Annotated in this window: 11 protein-coding genes and 3 rRNA genes; 5 read left to right on the top strand and 9 right to left on the bottom strand. The window is 43.3% G+C overall.

Annotated elements, in window-relative coordinates:
* Positions 1-12: 12 nt before the first annotated feature.
* The 5 genes from NDQ71_RS07540 to NDQ71_RS07560 all read right to left on the bottom strand — a co-directional run bounded on the left by NDQ71_RS07540 (position 13) and on the right by NDQ71_RS07560 (position 7,705).
* Positions 13-471 (bottom strand): winged helix-turn-helix domain-containing protein, encoded by a 459-nt coding sequence (locus tag NDQ71_RS07540; RefSeq protein WP_301561660.1) that lies wholly within the window; start codon positions 469-471, stop codon positions 13-15.
* 415 nt (positions 472-886) lie between these two features.
* Positions 887-1,001: ribosomal RNA gene (gene rrf / locus NDQ71_RS07545) — 5S ribosomal RNA — on the bottom strand.
* Between the two features lie 204 nt (positions 1,002-1,205).
* A 23S ribosomal RNA gene (locus NDQ71_RS07550) occupies positions 1,206-4,194 on the bottom strand.
* Positions 4,195-4,636: 442 nt separating this feature from the next.
* Positions 4,637-6,178 (bottom strand): 16S ribosomal RNA (locus NDQ71_RS07555).
* The 16S, 23S and 5S rRNA genes sit together here, the layout of an rRNA operon.
* Before the next feature lie 669 nt (positions 6,179-6,847).
* Complete coding sequence (locus tag NDQ71_RS07560) at positions 6,848-7,705, bottom strand: tetratricopeptide repeat protein (protein ID WP_192542063.1); 858 nt, start codon at positions 7,703-7,705, stop codon at positions 6,848-6,850.
* Positions 7,706-7,804: 99 nt separating this feature from the next.
* On the opposite strand from NDQ71_RS07560, the gene NDQ71_RS07565 reads away from it, so the two are divergent.
* A complete protein-coding gene (locus NDQ71_RS07565; RefSeq protein ID WP_192542062.1) occupies positions 7,805-9,115 on the top strand; it encodes a M20 family metallopeptidase in 1,311 nt (436 codons plus the stop codon).
* Positions 9,116-9,133: 18 nt separating this feature from the next.
* Here NDQ71_RS07565 and NDQ71_RS07570 read toward each other — a convergent pair whose 3' ends face one another.
* The 4 genes from NDQ71_RS07570 to pomA form a co-directional block, all read right to left on the bottom strand.
* Positions 9,134-11,038 (bottom strand): DNA topoisomerase III, encoded by a 1,905-nt coding sequence (locus NDQ71_RS07570; protein WP_192542061.1) that lies wholly within the window; start codon positions 11,036-11,038, stop codon positions 9,134-9,136.
* 63 nt (positions 11,039-11,101) lie between these two features.
* On the bottom strand, positions 11,102-11,587 hold the full coding sequence (locus NDQ71_RS07575; protein ID WP_192542060.1) for a hypothetical protein: 486 nt from the start codon (positions 11,585-11,587) through the stop codon (positions 11,102-11,104).
* 151 nt (positions 11,588-11,738) lie between these two features.
* Positions 11,739-12,659: a flagellar motor protein MotB gene (locus tag NDQ71_RS07580; RefSeq protein WP_192542059.1), complete on the bottom strand. Its 921-nt coding sequence runs from the start codon at positions 12,657-12,659 to the stop codon at positions 11,739-11,741.
* Positions 12,660-12,661: 2 nt separating this feature from the next.
* Entirely contained in the window at positions 12,662-13,429 is a 768-nt protein-coding gene (pomA, locus tag NDQ71_RS07585; RefSeq protein WP_064667296.1) for a flagellar motor protein PomA, read from the bottom strand.
* A gap of 301 nt (positions 13,430-13,730) precedes the next feature.
* Between pomA and NDQ71_RS07590 the strand changes: the two genes are divergently transcribed.
* The 4 genes from NDQ71_RS07590 to NDQ71_RS07605 all read left to right on the top strand — a co-directional run bounded on the left by NDQ71_RS07590 (position 13,731) and on the right by NDQ71_RS07605 (position 19,426).
* Positions 13,731-13,973, top strand: a complete 243-nt coding sequence (locus NDQ71_RS07590; RefSeq protein ID WP_064667295.1) for an exodeoxyribonuclease VII small subunit — start codon at positions 13,731-13,733, stop codon at positions 13,971-13,973.
* Positions 13,974-13,976: 3 nt separating this feature from the next.
* Positions 13,977-14,864 (top strand): (2E,6E)-farnesyl diphosphate synthase, encoded by an 888-nt coding sequence (ispA, locus tag NDQ71_RS07595; RefSeq protein WP_301562525.1) that lies wholly within the window; start codon positions 13,977-13,979, stop codon positions 14,862-14,864.
* A gap of 104 nt (positions 14,865-14,968) precedes the next feature.
* A complete protein-coding gene (gene dxs / locus NDQ71_RS07600) occupies positions 14,969-16,834 on the top strand; it encodes a 1-deoxy-D-xylulose-5-phosphate synthase (protein ID WP_192542058.1) in 1,866 nt (621 codons plus the stop codon).
* Between the two features lie 480 nt (positions 16,835-17,314).
* Positions 17,315-19,426, top strand: coding sequence for a YncE family protein (locus tag NDQ71_RS07605; RefSeq protein WP_301562662.1), 2,112 nt, complete (start codon positions 17,315-17,317; stop codon positions 19,424-19,426).
* The last annotated feature ends 66 nt before the right edge of the window (positions 19,427-19,492 follow it).

Below are 19,492 nucleotides of genomic sequence, written 5' to 3' on the forward strand. Positions count from 1 at the left end.
GTGATGATCGTATTATAATGGAAATTTTTTAAAGTCTTTTTGTGCCTCAATTGACTGTTTAGGATGTTTAGAACGAGACGTTATCCATGAAAGATTAAGCTCACACATCAAACGGTAGACATTATTGAGTTTGTATTGGACACCAAATGTATCGTAAATGTATTTGCGTATATCTTCACCTATCAACCTCCCACCTTCTTCTTTCACTGCGTGCGCACAGATATAATCTTTAAGCTGGCACTTTTGTTTTAATGTTAAGCCACAAGGGCGACCTGATTGTTTTTTAATATCAAGCGCTTTAAGTCCATCGGATAAGTATGCAGTAACCCACTCATTGACCAGTCTACGGCTAACGCGTGTGGTTTTGGCGACAACAGTACGATTTTTTACTTCGAGAAAGAGGCGAATAACTTCATAACGCGTTTTTAATCGGGCATCTCTGGTATACGGGAAGTTAGGAATAGTAGACAAGCTAAACTCAATGATAATGACAAATGTATGGGTATTAGATCATAAAAAGAAGGTAATTAAAATAGATCATAAATTAAATATGTTTGGTATAAAAATAGCTTGAAACGATTCTATATCGTTCTTGTAGGAAACTAAGTCATTTTTATAAGAAGATGCATTTGATCACTTGATCACTTATTAAATAGTATTGGTATTATCTAATCGTACTTTTTCAGATTATGACGACATTGTGGAGCAAGTAAGTAGAGCGTGGAATGTGTTTCGTTCAAATATTACTAACGTTAAGCATATATGCTTTAGAGCATGGACAAATTTGATCACTTAATAAATAGTATTGGTATCAGTTTACCCTCGCTAACTAAGCATAAAATGAAAAAAGCCCGACTCTTTCGAATCGGGCTTTCTTTAATTTGGAGCCTGGCGATGACCTACTTTCACATAACAAATGCTACACTATCATCGGCGCTGTTTCGTTTCACTACTGAGTTCGGCATGGGGTCAGGTGGGTCCAAAACGCTATTGTCACCAAGCAAATTTGGTGTAAGTTCGATTTAATCAAACTTACTAAAATTTGGAATTTCTGATAATAAAAAGTCTTCAGTAATCTACTTTAGTTCTATTAACTTCTGCGCTTAAACTATCACATAAAAATCTGTCTGGAACAGATTTTAACGCACGTAGTGCGGCTTTAGTAATTTACATGGACGTAAATTATAAAACGCGTTTGGCGTTGTATGGTTAAGCCTCACGGGTAATTAGTACAAGTTAGCTTAACATATCACTATGCTTCCACATCTTGCCTATCAACGTTGTAGTCTTCAACGGCCCTTCAGAGACTTTAAAAGTCTAGTGAGAACTCATCTCGAGGCCTGCTTCGCGCTTAGATGCTTTCAGCGCTTATCAGTTCCGAACGTAGCTACCGGGCAATGCCATTGGCATGACAACCCGAACACCAGCGGTTCGTTCACTCCGGTCCTCTCGTACTAGGAGCAACCCCTCTCAATTCTCAAACGCCCACGGCAGATAGGGACCGAACTGTCTCACGACGTTCTAAACCCAGCTCGCGTACCACTTTAAATGGCGAACAGCCATACCCTTGGGACCGACTTCAGCCCCAGGATGTGATGAGCCGACATCGAGGTGCCAAACACCGCCGTCGATATGAACTCTTGGGCGGTATCAGCCTGTTATCCCCGGAGTACCTTTTATCCGTTGAGCGATGGCCCTTCCATTCAGAACCACCGGATCACTATGACCTACTTTCGTACCTGCTCGACGTGTCTGTCTCGCAGTTAAGCTGGCTTCTACCATTACACTAACCGTACGATGTCCGACCGTACTTAGCCAACCTTCGTGCTCCTCCGTTACTCTTTGGGAGGAGACCGCCCCAGTCAAACTACCCACCAGGCACTGTCCGTAACCCCGATTCAGGGGCCAACGTTAGAACATCAAAACTACAAGGGTGGTATTTCAAGGACGACTCCACAAAAACTAGCGTCTCTGCTTCTTAGTCTCCCACCTATCCTACACATGTAGGTTCAATGTTCAGTGCCAAGCTGTAGTAAAGGTTCACGGGGTCTTTCCGTCTAGCCGCGGGTACACAGCATCTTCACTGCGATTTCAATTTCACTGAGTCTCGGGTGGAGACAGCGTGGCCATGGTTACACCATTCGTGCAGGTCGGAACTTACCCGACAAGGAATTTCGCTACCTTAGGACCGTTATAGTTACGGCCGCCGTTTACCGGGGCTTCGATCAAGAGCTTCGTCCGAAAACTAACCCCATCAATTAACCTTCCGGCACCGGGCAGGTGTCACACCGTATACGTCATCTTGCGATTTTGCACAGTGCTGTGTTTTTAATAAACAGTCCCAGCCACCTGGTCACTGCGGCTCCCGTCCGCTTAGAGAGCAAGTCTCATCACAGATAGGAGCGTACCTTCTCCCGAAGTTACGGTACGATTTTGCCTAGTTCCTTCACCCGAGTTCTCTCAAGCGCCTTAGTATTCTCTACCTGACCACCTGTGTCGGTTTGGGGTACGATTCGGTATAATCTGAAGCTTAGAGGCTTTTCCTGGAAGTATGGCATCAGCAACTTCATCACCTTAGTGACTCGTCTCGTGTCTCAGCCTAACAGCAACCCGGATTTACCTAAGTCGCTAGCCTACTCACTTTCACATGGACTACCAACGCCATGCTTGCTTAGCCTGCTCCGTCCCCCCATCGCAATTATACCAAGTACGGAAATATTAATCCGTTTCCCATCGACTACGCCTTTCGGCCTCGCCTTAGGGGTCGACTTACCCTACCCTGATTAACATGGGATAGGAACCCTTGGTCTTCCGGCGTGCGGGTTTTTCACCCGCATTATCGTTACTCATGTCAGCATTCGCACTTCTGATACGTCCAGCATACCTCCCGGTACACCTTCAACCGCTTACAGAACGCTCCCCTACCACTTGAGCATACCCCGAAACTATCTTTTATCATCACCGACTCACGTTCGGGTGACGCTTGAACGTTGTGCGCTTCGCGCTGTCAACGTTAATCAAAATAGCTTGGGTGGTATGCTCAAATCCGCAGCTTCGGTGCATAGTTTAGCCCCGTTACATCTTCCGCGCAGACCGACTCGACCAGTGAGCTATTACGCTTTCTTTAAAGGATGGCTGCTTCTAAGCCAACCTCCTGGCTGTCTGGGCCTTTCCACATCGTTTCCCACTTAACTATGACTTTGGGACCTTAGCTGGCGGTCTGGGTTGTTTCCCTCTTCACGACGGACGTTAGCACCCGCCGTGTGTCTCCCGGATAGTACTTTACGGTATTCGGAGTTTGCAAAGGGTTGGTAAGTCGGGATGACCCCCTAGCCTTAACAGTGCTCTACCCCCGTAAGTATTCGTCCGAGGCTCTACCTAAATAGATTTCGGGGAGAACCAGCTATCTCCCGGTTTGATTAGCCTTTCACTCCTAGCCACAGGTCATCCCCTAACTTTTCAACGTTAGTGGGTTCGGTCCTCCAGTTGATGTTACTCAACCTTCAACCTGCCCATGGCTAGATCACCGGGTTTCGGGTCTATACCTTGCAACTATTCGCCCAGTTAAGACTCGGTTTCCCTACGGCTACCCTAATCGGTTAACCTCGCTACAAAATATAAGTCGCTGACCCATTATACAAAAGGTACGCAGTCACAGAACAAGTCTGCTCCTACTGCTTGTACGTACACGGTTTCAGGTTCTATTTCACTCCCCTCACAGGGGTTCTTTTCGCCTTTCCCTCACGGTACTGGTTCACTATCGGTCAGTTGGGAGTATTTAGCCTTAGATGATGGTCCACCTATATTCAGTCAAAGTTTCACGTGCTCCGACCTACTCGATTTCACTTAAAATGTCTTTTCATGTACGGGACTATCACCCTGTATCGTGGCACTTTCCAGAGCCTTCCATTAACACATAATAAGCTTAAGGGCTGTTCCGGTTTCGCTCGCCGCTACTTCCGGAATCTCGGTTGATTTCTTTTCCTACGGGTACTTAGATGTTTCAGTTCTCCGCGTTCGCCTCGTTAACCTATGTATTCAGTTAACGATACCTGCAAGCAGGTGGGTTTCCCCATTCGGAAATCCTAGTCTCAAGTGCTTTTTACTAGCTTGACTAGGCTTATCGCAAGTTAATACGTCCTTCATCGCCTCCAACTGCCAAGGCATCCACCGTGTACGCTTAGTCACTTAACCATACAACCCAAACGGGTCTTGCTTGGTCTTTGCTACTTATGCTGCCTTGCTTTCTATTTTTGCTTGGTTACATAACACGTTATGCGCCCAGCGACAAAAATATTAGCGGCGTTGCCTAAGCATCAAATCCACGTCGCAATACTAAACAATAAAGTTTAGTCATACGTTAGTGACAGTTTAACTTCGCCAGAAGTTAATATTGAATACTAAAGTAGATACCAATCAATCAACTCATAAGAGTTAACTAAATGGCACTGAATGATACTGCTATCATTCTTTTTTACTTTTGAAAACTCTGTACAAATAACACTGTTATTTATACGAATTTTATTATCAGCTTTTCCAAATTTTTAAAGAGCATATTAATTAGTTAAACCCAATGGGCAAAACTAACTAACAATCATCTGTGTGGACACTACGAACAAATAAGTTCTAAATCGTATAAGGAGGTGATCCAGCCCCAGGTTCCCCTAGGGCTACCTTGTTACGACTTCACCCCAGTCATGAATCACTCCGTGGTAAACGTCCTCCCGAGGGTTAGACTATCTACTTCTGGAGCAACCCACTCCCATGGTGTGACGGGCGGTGTGTACAAGGCCCGGGAACGTATTCACCGCGTCATTCTGATACGCGATTACTAGCGATTCCGACTTCATGGAGTCGAGTTGCAGACTCCAATCCGGACTACGACGCACTTTAAGTGATTCGCTTACTCTCGCGAGTTCGCAGCACTCTGTATGCGCCATTGTAGCACGTGTGTAGCCCTACACGTAAGGGCCATGATGACTTGACGTCGTCCCCACCTTCCTCCGGTTTATCACCGGCAGTCTCCTTAGAGTTCTCAGCATTACCTGCTAGCAACTAAGGATAGGGGTTGCGCTCGTTGCGGGACTTAACCCAACATCTCACAACACGAGCTGACGACAGCCATGCAGCACCTGTATCAGAGTTCCCGAAGGCACCAAACTATCTCTAGTAAGTTCTCTGTATGTCAAGTGTAGGTAAGGTTCTTCGCGTTGCATCGAATTAAACCACATGCTCCACCGCTTGTGCGGGCCCCCGTCAATTCATTTGAGTTTTAACCTTGCGGCCGTACTCCCCAGGCGGTCTACTTAATGCGTTAGCTTTGAAAAACAAGTCCGAGGACCCGAGCTTCTAGTAGACATCGTTTACGGCGTGGACTACCAGGGTATCTAATCCTGTTTGCTCCCCACGCTTTCGTACATGAGCGTCAGTGTTGACCCAGGTGGCTGCCTTCGCCATCGGTATTCCTTCAGATCTCTACGCATTTCACCGCTACACCTGAAATTCTACCACCCTCTATCACACTCTAGTTTGCCAGTTCGAAATGCAGTTCCCAGGTTGAGCCCGGGGCTTTCACATCTCGCTTAACAAACCGCCTGCGTACGCTTTACGCCCAGTAATTCCGATTAACGCTCGCACCCTCCGTATTACCGCGGCTGCTGGCACGGAGTTAGCCGGTGCTTCTTCTGTAAGTAACGTCACAGCTAAGCTCTATTAAAACTTAACCTTTCCTCCTTACTGAAAGTGCTTTACAACCCGAAGGCCTTCTTCACACACGCGGCATGGCTGCATCAGGCTTGCGCCCATTGTGCAATATTCCCCACTGCTGCCTCCCGTAGGAGTCTGGGCCGTGTCTCAGTCCCAGTGTGGCTGATCATCCTCTCAAACCAGCTAGGGATCGTCGCCTTGGTAAGCCATTACCTTACCAACTAGCTAATCCCACTTGGGCTAATCTCTTGGCGTGAGGCCCGAAGGTCCCCCACTTTGGTCCGTAGACATCATGCGGTATTAGCAGTCGTTTCCAACTGTTGTCCCCCACCAAAAGGCATATTCCCAAGCATTACTCACCCGTCCGCCGCTCGTCAGCAAAGGTGCAAGCACCTCTCTGTTACCGCTCGACTTGCATGTGTTAGGCCTGCCGCCAGCGTTCAATCTGAGCCATGATCAAACTCTTCAATTAAAAGTTTTTTCTGTTCCCATCCAATAAAGAATGAAGAACCTGCTCAATGAATTCTGAATTTATTTAATATCTTTCGATATTGAATTGACTGTGCTGAATAATTATTAAAATAACTATTCTGTTGGTCACTCAGTTTCTCTTTCGAGAAAACACATTGAGACTCTAAATTTTTTGCCTCGCTTAGCGAACTAAGCTTGGCTGTTAGAACTCAATCTGTACGAGTGCCCACACAGATGATTGCTTTATATTGTTAAAGAACGTTGCGATTAAAGCGCATTGCTTTATCTCGCTAGGGCTGCGCATGTTACGCTTTCCTATTTTTTTGTCAACACTTAATTTTAAACTTTCTAAAAAATCTAAACTCAAGTTTTACTCGACTTACTAAGTAGCTCATGCCCCGCTATGCGTTGCGCTCTGCCGTCTCAGTGGGGTCGCATTATAGGGCACGACTGATTTTACGCAAGCGTTTTTTAAAGAAAACTTCAAATAAAGTACAACTCGCACAAAAAACACACTAAAACACATAAAACACATGGTTTTCTGGACAAAAAACAAACAAACTTTTCTCGAGAGGATTTTGAGTATTACTTAAATTTAGTATTTAGCAAGTTTTTAGTATAAAAAAGCACCATTTCGCTGTGGTGCTTTCAATATCTGCTATAAACCTGTTTAATATAATATGCTGTAGAGCTTTCTACGATATTTAGCTGCTAAGCTATCGCCATCAGGTAAAGACGCTATAACCTCTAAAAAGGTTGGTTTTGCTTGAGCAAAATTTAAGTCCTTTTTCAAAATGTTAAAAAGTAGCTCTAACGCCTCTTCTTTGCGACCTGCTTGATTTAATGCATCAGCAAGTTCAGCTTGGATCTCTAAATCATTCGGGTATTTTTCAACTTGGCTTTGTAGTGCTTTTATTTCTGGAGATTCTTGTGCTAAAAGTGCTTGCTCGCACTTTGCTTGAATATTAGTGAAATAGGCATCACGTTCATTCTCTGCAACAGATGCCAACAATGCTTGTGCATCATCAAGCTTATGGATTTGAATACAGATATCTGCCAATACCAATTTAATGCGAGCATTTGTAGTATCTAACTCATAAGCTTGCTTTGCATAATTAAACGCACTGTTCAGATCTTGTGCTATTAAAGCTTGTTTAGCCTGCTCTAATAAAAGTTCATGTTGTGCTGGTAAATGTTTTGCTAATACATCACGCACTTGTTGCTCGGTCTGCGCACCAGCTAACATATCAACAGGCGCAGAGTCTTTTAAGAACACCAGTGTTGGCAGTGTTTGCAAACCAATTTGTTGTGCTAGTTGCGCCGCTAATTGCTGTTCAATATCACAATCCAACGTCGCAACAAGTAAATGTTCTCCGTATTGGCTGGAAATTTTTTCTAAAATGGCTGCTTGTGATTGACACTCAGGGCTCTGGGCAGAGAAGAAACTAAGTAATACAAGTTTTTGTTGTGAAGTTTCACCTAATACTTGCTGAAGGTTTTGCGGATTAACATTTACCATATTATTCATTACGATTGATTGCCATATCAGACTATTTAGGGTTTTATATGGTGGCAGATACAATAATTACAAGCCCAGATCACAAGCCATAAATCAAAAAGGTCTTTTATGAAATTTCACAAAATTTACGCCGCCCTACTGTTTATAAGTCCATTGCTCAGTGCAACGACGTTAGATCTCAAGCTAGATAAAACCATGCCTGCGATTGAACAGCTTTATTTAGATTTACATCAATCCCCAGAGCTTTCCTACCACGAGCAACAAACAGGACAGAAAATAGCAAAACAACTCAAACAACTTGGTTTTGATGTCACTGATAATGTTGGCGGGTTTGGCGTAGTTGGAATTTATAAAAATGGGAATGGCCCAACAATTATGATCCGCACTGACACCGATGGCTTACCAATTATTGAACAAACTGGCAAACCCTATGCATCGAAAGTAACCGTTACTAATGACGAAGGTGCAACTGTTGGTGTTATGCATGGCTGCGGTCATGATATTCATATGAGTTCTTTTATTGGCACAGCCCAGCAACTCGTTATGCACAAAGATGCATGGCAGGGTACTTTAATGATGGTGGCACAACCTGCCGAAGAAGTAGGTGGTGGTGCAAAAGCAATGCTTAAAGAAGGGTTATTCTCTAAATACCCAACTCCTGATCATGTCATTGCCCTGCATGTTAGTGCCAGTGTACCTGCAGGCAAAGTAAGTATGAAAAACGAATACACTATGGCAAGTGTTGATTCAGTTGATATTACTGTAAAAGGTAAAGGTGGCCATGGTGCCTACCCACATACAACGATTGATCCTGTTGTGATCGCTTCACGCATTGTTTTAGCACTGCAAACAATAACGAGTCGCGAACTCTCGCCACTTGAACCTTCGGTGATCACCGTTGGCTCAATTCATGGTGGTTCTAAACACAATGTTATTTCCGATCAAGTAAAACTACAGCTAACACTAAGAAGCTACAATCCCGCAGTACGTTTACAACAAATTGCTGCAATTAAGCGTATTAGTAAAGGCATTGCGATTAGTGCAGGGCTTGATGAGAGCTTAACCCCTGAAGTCTATGTGCATGAAGATGAATCAATCCCCTCAACTTACAATAACCCAGCACAAACAAATATTGTACGTAGTGCAATTAGCGCCGCAATTGGTGAAGGTAATGTACTTGAAACAGAAGCGGTTATGGCTGGTGAGGATTTTGGTTTATATGGCCGAACTGACAAAAATATTCCAATTACCTTGTTTTGGCTAGGTGGTGTTGAGCAAACTCAATACGCTGCTGCACAAAAATCGGGGGATACTCTACCATCGTTGCATTCAAGTAAGTTCGCCCCCGATTATAAGGTTGCACTGCCAACAGGGATAAAAGCGATGAGTAATGCCGCCGTTGCGTTATTTAACCAATAAATCGCCTACCCATAACAACTAAGCCGATTTGGGTTTTGCCTTGCTTTTAAAACGTCGCTTTTGCGGCGTTTTTGGTAATTGCGCAAATACTTGACTATTACACTGCCCTGCTTGATCGATAAAATGTGATAAGTCGCTTAATAACGGTGTTAAAAACTGCTGATAGCTCATACGCTGCTCAGCAATGTCCCCCAGTGAAGCTTCCCATTTTGCAGTTAAATCGGGGCTAGCTAACCCTTCGGGTAATACACCTATTAACGCTTTACCTGTCTGGGTTGCCAAAATTGATTTACCTTGGCGTTGTAAAAAGCGCCGCCTAAACAACAGCTCTAAAATACCTGCCCGAGTTGCTTCAGTCCCTAAGCCATCCGTTTCTTTAAGAATTTTTTTGATATCTGGATTTTTAACATAACGACTTATCCCCGTCATGGCACTTAACAGCGTTGCATCAGTGAAATGTGCCGGTGGCGTGGTCATTTTATCGATGATTTCGCCATGGCTACAATGAAGTTGTTCGCCTTTTACCAATGGTGGTAATGTTTGCTGATCTTTAAGCTCCGATCGACCCATCAGCACTTTAAAGCCTAGTTCAACATCTTGTTTAGCATTAGCCTTAAATAAACCACCCGCTATGGTAACCGCAACTTTCGTTTCATTAAAAACATAATCAGGGTAAAACTGAATAAGATAATGACGACAAATCAAGCCATACACTTTGCCTTCATCGCTATTTAAAGTTGCGGACTTTAACTGCTTAGCCGTAGGTATGATTGCATGGTGCGCAGCAACTTTTGCATCATTAAAACATTTGCTGCGTCTTGACGACTCTGCCGCATTACAATTGGCTTCACTTTGCCCACCATTCGTCGCGATTGCTTTTATAATACTGGCGGCTTCTTGATGATGGTCTTTTGGTAAATAGCGATTATCTGAGCGTGGGTAGGTGATAAGTTTATGGCGTTCATATAAAACTTGGCAAATATCTAACACCTTTTGTGCTGGCATCGTAAACGCTTTTGCAGCATCGATTTGTAGAGCTGATAAATTATACGGTAAAGGCGCTTGCTGTTTTTTCTGCTTTTGCTCAAGTGCCGTCACTTCACCGGGTTGATCCGTGACACGTGCTGCAACATTTTCCGCAAGCCCTCGGTGCAATATCCGCCCCTCTTCGTCTTGATAAGGTTCGCACGCTTTGCTTGGTTGCCATTTAGCAGTAAAACTCTGTTGCTCTTGGGTATGTAAATGGGCAAACACTTCATAGAATGGTTTTGCTATAAAGTTAGCAATTTCATTATCACGATTTACCACTAGGCCTAAAATAGGTGTTTGTACTCGCCCAACAGAGAGTACATTACCAAACCCTGCTTTTTGCCCTGCCAGGGTATAAGCACGTGTCAGGTTCATGCCAAACAACCAATCAGCACGAGAGCGCGCAAGAGCTGAAACACTTAGGGGAATAAAGTCACGATTAGTACGCATACTCGCTAATGCTTTTTTAACTGCACTGACGTTTAAATCACTGATCAATAACCGTTGGATACTGTGCTTTTTAGCTTGTGATAACTTGACTTGCTCAATCACTTCATCAACCAGCAACTGACCCTCGCGGTCGGGATCGCCAGCATGAACAAGCTGTTCAGCTTGCTTGATTAACTTTTTAAGAACAGTAAGTTGCTTACGGGTTTTAGATTTAGCCTTTAACTGCCATTGCTCAGGCACTATAGGTAAGTCATCAAAACGCCATTTTTTGTATTGTTCGCTGTAGTCATCCGGTTCAGCTTGCTCTAATAAATGACCTATACACCAAGAAACACAATCGCCATTAGCCACTTCAATATAGCCATCATGTTTTTTATGAGGCTTTGGTAAGGCATCGGCAATGGCACGACCTAAAGATGGTTTTTCAGCAATGTATAGTTTCATAACAAGCCACGACAACTGTTTATATAAACAGTAGTCTAGCATAGAGCTGCTCGTTACGAAATATTAAAGTGACTGGGCTGATTTGCGCTTGCGTATAAATAGGTATATTAGCGGTAAATAACACACAACGACTGTGCCTATATTAATCAGTGGTATCAGTGTTTGATACATATACGTACTATAAGATAAATCCCATAAATGGCGGTCAACCACCCGAAATAACTGTAATAAAGGTGCGGCTATCACTACAAGTTGACCAAGCACACTTTGCCAAAGGTAAACCTTATCTTTTATGCCCAAATAAGCAATTAAAGCCATCCATGCCAAATCGTTAAATGCCCAGACAACATAACGCCAAATATACGGCTCATCAAGCTCTCTAAGACTGGAAAAAATTAAAGTGCCATATAAAAAGAAAGCAGCGGTTATAACTGCAAAGCGAAACGCTAACCAATCCTTACGCAGGTAGAAAATAAAAATAGCTGGGCTTAACATGAAGACCCAGCTTTTACTTAACAGACTAACGCAATATAAAAACCATTCAGGCAAGCTGATAAACCTTATTTAGTTTTTGTATCGTCGTCTGTGCCATCACCATTACCCGGCATATAGCTATATTTATCAACGTTTTTCATCGTACACTCCGTTACACTTGTTAAAAAGTCACTTTAAGCTAAATTAGGTACTTTGCCAAGTACCTTTATTTTACATCTATCGGATCTGATTCTTTTGCCTTACCTTGCATGATCGATATTTCTACGCGTCGATTGCGGCGTCTGTCCACGTCTGTATCATTAGGGACTAATGGACGAGTTTCTGCATGACCGACTACAACCATACGGGTTTTATCAAAGCCTTGTGCTTTTTGCATTTCTGTTGCCACTGCAACAGCACGCTTCGATGATAAATCCCAGTTATTGGTATATAACTCGTTGGATACTTGAAAATCATCAGTATGCCCAGAGACAGTAATTTCGCCAGGTACATCTTTTAAAAGCGTGGCTATATCACGAATAATGGGTTTGAATTTGGGTTGTAAAAAAGCACTGCCCGAGGGAAATGAGCCGTTTTCACGAATGCGGATAATAATTTGCTGACCTAACGATTCCAGCTCAATCGCCCCGTCCATGATTTGCTGCTCTAACTGTTGCGCTATTTTTTTCACCAACTCATTTACTTGCTCTTGATCGGCCGCAGCGGTTGACTGCTCAGAAGCTTGTTGCTGCGCTGTACTTTGTGATTCACCACCGCGCTTGTTACCACGTTGTTCTTGGCGGCCACCGGCAGAGCTTTCATCACCAGCCTGAAACTCCAACATTTGCTGAGTCATTTCCACGGTTTGCTGTTGAATTGTTTCTATTGGTGTCGGTTCTGGTTTACCTGGTGTGAACTCCATCGCAATAACCGATGTGCCCTTAGGAATATCTTTAACTTCAATTTTATTTTGCACACCAAAAGCAAATTTCATCGAGCCCGCGATTTGTTTAAATTTCAGCACATCCATTTCTGAAAACGCGAGCAAAAGCACAAAAAAGCACATCAATAGTGACATCAAATCCGCAAACGTGCCCATCCAAGCGGGAAGTCCTGGTGGTGGGCATTTGCACTCTTGATCAGACATGCTTACTCCTCAGTATCCACTTTTCGTTTTGATTCAGCGAGGTAGTTTTTCAAAATACCTTCGATAACTTTTGGATTTTGACCATCCTGAATACCTAGTACAGCATCTAAGATCAAACGCTGGTTCATGGCTTCTTCGTCTTTACGCAGCTCTAACTTGACCTGAATTGGTATTGCAACCACGTTGGCCAAAAATGCTCCGTATAAAGTGGTTAAAAGCGCGACCGCCATGGCAGGTCCAATCGCTTTCGGGTCATCCATATTGGATAGCATGGCCACAAGGCCGATGAGAGTACCAATCATCCCCATCGCCGGTGCAATATCGGCAAGCGCTTTAAATAAGCCAGCTCCCGATTCATGACGAGTAGAAGTAAGGGCAATATCTTTTTGCAGCGTCGCTCTAACTACATCCGCGTCATGGCCATCGACAAGCATATCGACACCTTTACGCATAAATGCATTTGGTATTTCTGCTTCTTCGAGTGCTAAAAATCCCCCTTTACGTGCTGAATCAGCAAGTTCAACTGCTTTTTCGATAAGTTCTTCTGGGGATTCAATTTTAAACATAAACGCTTTGGCAGCCACTTTACCAATGCCAAAGAACTGGCCCATTGTATAGTTTGATAACACGATAAAAATCGAACCACCAAATACAATCACCACAGACGGAGTATTGTAAAACATCGCTACTTCGCCGCTGCTACTCAAAAACATGGACATGACAATCAAGCCAATAGCGCCGAGAATACCTATAATGGTTGCTAAATCCACTTACCCCTCCAAAGGAACTCATGCTTTACTGCCCTGGCAGCAAATTTTTATTATTAACTGCTTATCGGCAATGTATTGAATTACTTAAACCATTTACTGAAAAAAATGAAATGAAACGTTTAGCGCTAATTGGCATTTTAATCTACCATGCTTAACCTGCAAGGCATAAATCTGAGTAAAAGCATTTAATCTGTGACAAGAATATAGTTTATTATGCAAAAAAAATGCATCAGCCTTTGACCTAGTTTAGCATTCCCCCTAAAATTGGCCTCACATTTCTATCATCTAAGTTGAATCCACTATGGCGACTAAAAAACCAGAGAACCTAAGCTTTGAGCAAGCGCTTGAAGAATTATCCTTAATCGTCACAGAAATGGAGCAAGGTGAACTTTCGCTTGAACAATCGTTAAAACAATTTGAACGCGGCATCGCTTTGGCTGGTGCATCATCTAGCAAGTTGCAACAAGCAGAACAAAAAGTCGCTATTTTGATGGGTAATGATAGTCAGTCACCGCTTACTAACTTTGAAAATGATTTGGAATAACGAGTGCTAATAACAGAACAAATTAAATGCGCTCAACGTGATGTTGAAGCCACTCTCAATCGGTATTTTGAGCAACCTCTGGATACCGAGCAAAGTATCAAACTGGCGACTCATTATAGTGTTTTAAACGGCGGGAAACGCCTACGACCATTTTTGGTGTACGCTACAGGCAGAATGCTAGGGGCAAAGCATCAGGATTTAGATGTATTGGCCGCCGCAATAGAATGTATTCATAGTTATTCGTTAGTCCATGATGACTTACCTGCTATGGATGATGATGATTTGCGCCGTGGTAGACCGACTTGCCACATTGTTTATGGTGAAGCTCATGCAATTTTAGCGGGCGATGCGCTGCAAACACTGGCGTTCGATTTAATTGCCAATCATGCATTTAACGTCCCTGCGCAGCAGCAGCTAAAAATGATCGCAACACTCAGTAAAGCATCTGGCATTGAAGGTATGGTGGGTGGCCAAGCTTTGGATATTGCCGCAACAAACACCGAGGTGACGCTTGTTGAGCTTGAGCGTATTCATAAGCTAAAAACCGGTGCTTTACTAAACTGCGCAATTACCTTAGGGGCATTATGTGCAACAGATATCGATCAACATACATTATTACAATTAAAGCGCTTTGGTGATGCAATTGGACTGGCTTTTCAAGTACAAGACGATATCTTAGATGTCGAAGGCGATACACAAGTACTAGGAAAACCACAAGGTTCCGATGTTGCAGCCAATAAAGCAACCTACCCGGCGTTACTTGGACTCCCTGGTGCAAAACAAAAAGCACAACACTTACTTGAACAAGCACTGCATGCTTTAGCTGCAATAAATGCCGATACCACAGAACTTGAAAATTTAGCAAAATATATTGTAGAACGCGATTATTAATTGCAGCTTCAGATTGAGCTGATAATGATGTACAAAATAACTAAAAAACCAGAGTAACATTGCGTTATAATAACGTCTGGTTAGCGAAGGATGTATTAAAAATCATGACACTTGATAGTAGCAAGTATCCATTATTAGGTTTGGTTGACGAACCAGCCCAACTGCGTGATTTAGCGCAACAAAAATTACCTGCATTTAGCAATGAGCTGCGTGATTATTTACTTAACTCAGTGTCGCAAAGCAGTGGTCACCTTGCATCAGGCTTAGGCACTGTAGAGCTGACTGTTGCATTGCATTATGTTTACAATACTCCTGAAGACCGTTTAGTGTGGGATGTAGGCCATCAAGCTTACCCGCATAAAATTTTAACGGGTCGTCGCGATCAAATGCACACTATTCGCCAAAAAGATGGCCTGCACCCTTTCCCATTTCGTGAAGAAAGCCAATACGATACCTTTAGTGTCGGTCACTCAAGCACCTCGATTTCTGCGGCATTGGGCATGTCTATTGCGGCGCAAAAAGAAGGCAAGGGACGCAAAACAGTCGCGGTTATTGGCGATGGTGCGATCACCGCAGGTATGGCATTTGAAGCAATGAATCACTTAGGTGATGTAAAATCAGACATGTTAATCATTTTAAATGATAACGAAATGTCGATTTCAGAAAACGTGGGGGCACTCACTAACCACTTTGCGCGTATTTTATCAGGCAGTTTTTACACAAACATTCGCGAAGGCAGTAAAAAGCTACTTTCTGGTGTTCCCCCTGTAAAAGAATTAGCAAGTCGCATGGAAGAACACTTAAAAGGTATGGTTATTCCAGGCACTTTTTTTGAAGAGTTAGGCTTGAACTATATCGGCCCAATCGACGGCCATGATGTGAACATGTTGGTAGATACATTACGTAATATGCGTAATTTAAAAGGCCCGCAGTTACTGCATATCAAAACCCAAAAAGGCAAAGGCTACAAACCTGCAGAAGCCGATCCGATTGGTTATCACGGCGTTCCAAAGTTCGATCCTGCGATTTCAAGTTTGCCAAAATCAACACCGGGAGCTGCGACTTTTTCTAAAGTATTTGGTGACTGGCTGTGTGATATGGCAAGCCAGGATGACAAACTGATGGCCATTACCCCAGCCATGCGTGAAGGCTCTGGCATGGTACGTTTTTCAAAAGAGTATCCTGAACAGTACTTTGATGTTGCCATTGCCGAGCAACATGCAGTTACTCTAGCAGCAGGTTTTGCTTGTGAAGGCTTAAAACCTGTTGTGGCGATTTATTCCAGCTTTTTACAACGCGCTTATGATCAGCTCATTCACGATGTTGCACTGCAAAACTTACCGGTATTATTTGCTATTGACCGTGCAGGTATTGTTGGTGCGGATGGTGAAACCCATCAAGGCGCTTACGATTTAAGTTTTATGCGCTGCATTCCAAATATGATCATCATGGCGCCAAGTGATACTAATGAATGCCGCCAAATGCTTTACACAGGCTACCAGTGTAACCAACCTGTCGCTGTACGCTACCCTCGCGGTAGTGCTGGCACAACTGAGATCTGCGAGCAAATGACCAAGCTTGAAATCGGCAAAGGCCGTGTAATTAAGCAAGGTGTTAAAATCGCTATATTATCGTTTGGTACCTTGCTTGATAATGCGCAACTGGCTGCAAAAGAGCTCAACGCTACACTCGTCGATATGCGTTTTGTGAAGCCACTAGATAGCGCGTTAATCGACAACTTATTAGTTGATCATGATGTTATTATCACACTTGAAGATAATGCTATTGTTGGTGGCGCAGGCTCTGCCGTTAATGAGTATCTAGCAGCTATAAAAGCAAATGTCAGCATCCTAAATTTAGGTATACCAGATGAATTCATCAAGCATGGTACACAAGAGCAAATGCACAATGAGATGGGCTTAGGCTCGCAAGGCATACTCGATAGTATTAAAAACTTTATAGCAGACTAAACTACGCTGTAGCGAGTAAACACTTGAGCAACGTCAGTTGAAATAATATAAAAGGAGCATACGCTCCTTTTTTATTATTACTTTAAAATCAAATCACTATAAAAAACTTTAATTGTTTTTCATTTTCTTGCATCCAATTATTCCCCTGTCACGTTTATTCACTGAGGTTAACTCGTGAGCAAAGCGTTCACGCTTTTATGTAATACCAATCGACTTAAATATTTAGCCTTTCTAGCGTGCTAAATAAAGCGCTAACGGCGTTATAAATTTTTCATGTAGAACAACTACATATTAAAATTTATGCCTTGTTATCACTCTATTTATCCGTCGCTATAAATGACTAATAACTTAACACGATTGGTATAGGCTGTTTTAAGCAAAACTCTTTGTATGTTCACATTTGATGGAATATTTAAAAAGGTACAAATTATGAAAACGTTCAAATCAGGCGCAACAACACAATCTATTCACGCTCAATCGATGACAAGTAAACTTTGCTTATCAGCACTTACTTTAGCAATTTTGTTTAGTTTAAGCGGCTGTGATGGTGACGATGGTAGCGATGGTACAGCGGGTATACAAGGCACTGCGGGGGTTGCTGGCTCTAACGGAACAGACGGTGCTGATGGTTCAGACGGCAGCGACGGTACTGATGGAGTTGATGGCGCTACGGGTTTTGCAGCTGCCACTTTTATCTTAGCAAATAATGGTGCTGATAATGCTGGCACTATCGATCTAATTGACCAAAATGCTGCGAAATTAAAAACATTTAATAGTGGTGCCAATGAAGGGGTCGCATTTGATAGCTTAGGCAATTTGATCCAAGCCAGTGATTCCGGCAATGGTGCTCTTAGTACTGTTTGCCAAGTATTGAGTCGCGAAGATGGCACAATGTTCGATAGCAACCGTGACCGCACTATTACTGGCAGTAACACCACTTTAGCCAATCCTAAAGGTATTCATGTATCTACTAAACGTGGACTTATTTTTGCCGCTGACTTTAACGCTATGCAGATCACTGTTTTTGGCGCCACGGCCGCTGGTGATGCAGCACCTTTGGCAAGTACAGTAACAGATGCAAAGCCATGGGATGTTACTTATGATGATACCAATGACCGCTTATATGTGGCGTTAACCAATGGTGACGTTACTGTCTATGACAACTATGTTGATGGCGGCTTTATGGCCATGCCGACACGCACCATTACCCCTAGCAATGCAGCTGGCGAGAAAATATCAGTAAACATTCATGGTATTGTTTATGATGCTAACACCAATAAATTAGTGCTTTCTGATGTCGGTAGTGCCAGTGATGCAACCGATGGTGCATTATTTGTGATCAACAATGCATCACTTGCAGATGGCAACACCACAGTAGCACGCAGTATTGCAGGCCCAGCAAGTATGCTTGGTAACCCTGTAGATATTAGCTTAACTGGCAGCGACTTACGTGTCGCAGAAAAATCAAATGATGCAGTACTGGTATTCAGTAATATTTTTTCAGGTGCCAGCGGCGATATCAGCCCAGATAGCGTTACTGCGACGATTAAGCCAGAATCAATCACTGAAACAGTCATGCATAATGACATGGCAGACGTATCAGACAGTTACCTAGCTAATATGCCATTAATGGGTATTGCAGTCAGTAGCAATCCAGGTGCTGCAGGTCCAACAACTGGGCAAATATCACGTCTCAATGCACCACTTACCAGCGAATTGGGCAGCTACAACGCCAGTCAAACAATCGAAAGCGTGACCTTTGATAAGGCAGGTAATAGCTATACCACCTTTGACAACAGCACAACTTCAACAGGTGGTATTGTCATTTCCAACAAAGTTGCTATGCATCGCGATGGGGAAGTATTTACACTAAGCCAAGACTCTATTATTAGTGGTGCAAATACAGGTTTAATTTCACCAAAAGGCCTGGATGTAGCCTCTGACAGTGGCTTAATTTTTGTTGCTGAGAATAATGCGACTACACCGAGTATTGTGGTATTTTCAACCTGTACGACAGGAGATGCAAGCCCTCTCATCACACTCACAGCAAGTAATAGCGCGCGCCCTTGGGATGTTGATTACGATGTCGCCACTGACCGAGCATTTGTTGCATTAACCAATGGCACCATTGCCGTGTTTGATGAAGTAAAAAGTAAACTCATGGCCCGTATGAGCACAATTACAGGCGAAGATCGCCTGATCACACCAGCAACCGCAGGCGCTGCGTTCCCAGCTCCAAGCAATATTCATGGTATCGATTATGATCCGCTAAGTGATTCGTTAATTGTCTCAGATGTAGGCAGTGCAGCAGACGCCACTGATGGTAAAATCTTTGTCTTAAATAATGCCGGTACTAGCTCAGGCTTGAGTAATGTCAGTGTCAATATCGCAGGCCCGGCAACCATGCTTGGTAACCCAGTCGATATTATGTTTACTGGTAATCACCTTTATGTTGCCGAGAAATCAAATGGCTTAGTAATGCGGTTTGACAATATTTTAAACAGCCCCGGTGGTGATATTGCCGCCAACTTAAGCTACTCGTTCACAGCCCCGGAATCAGTGGCTATCTTACCAACTTGGCTAAACCGCTAACCATCAAGGACAGTTAATTTAACTGCCTTTAGTTGGCCTCCCAATGCCTTAACGTCAAGCGTTAAG

Origin of the sequence: Pseudoalteromonas sp. KG3 (assembly GCF_030436385.1) — a bacterium.
Lineage (GTDB): Bacteria > Pseudomonadota > Gammaproteobacteria > Enterobacterales > Alteromonadaceae > Pseudoalteromonas > Pseudoalteromonas prydzensis.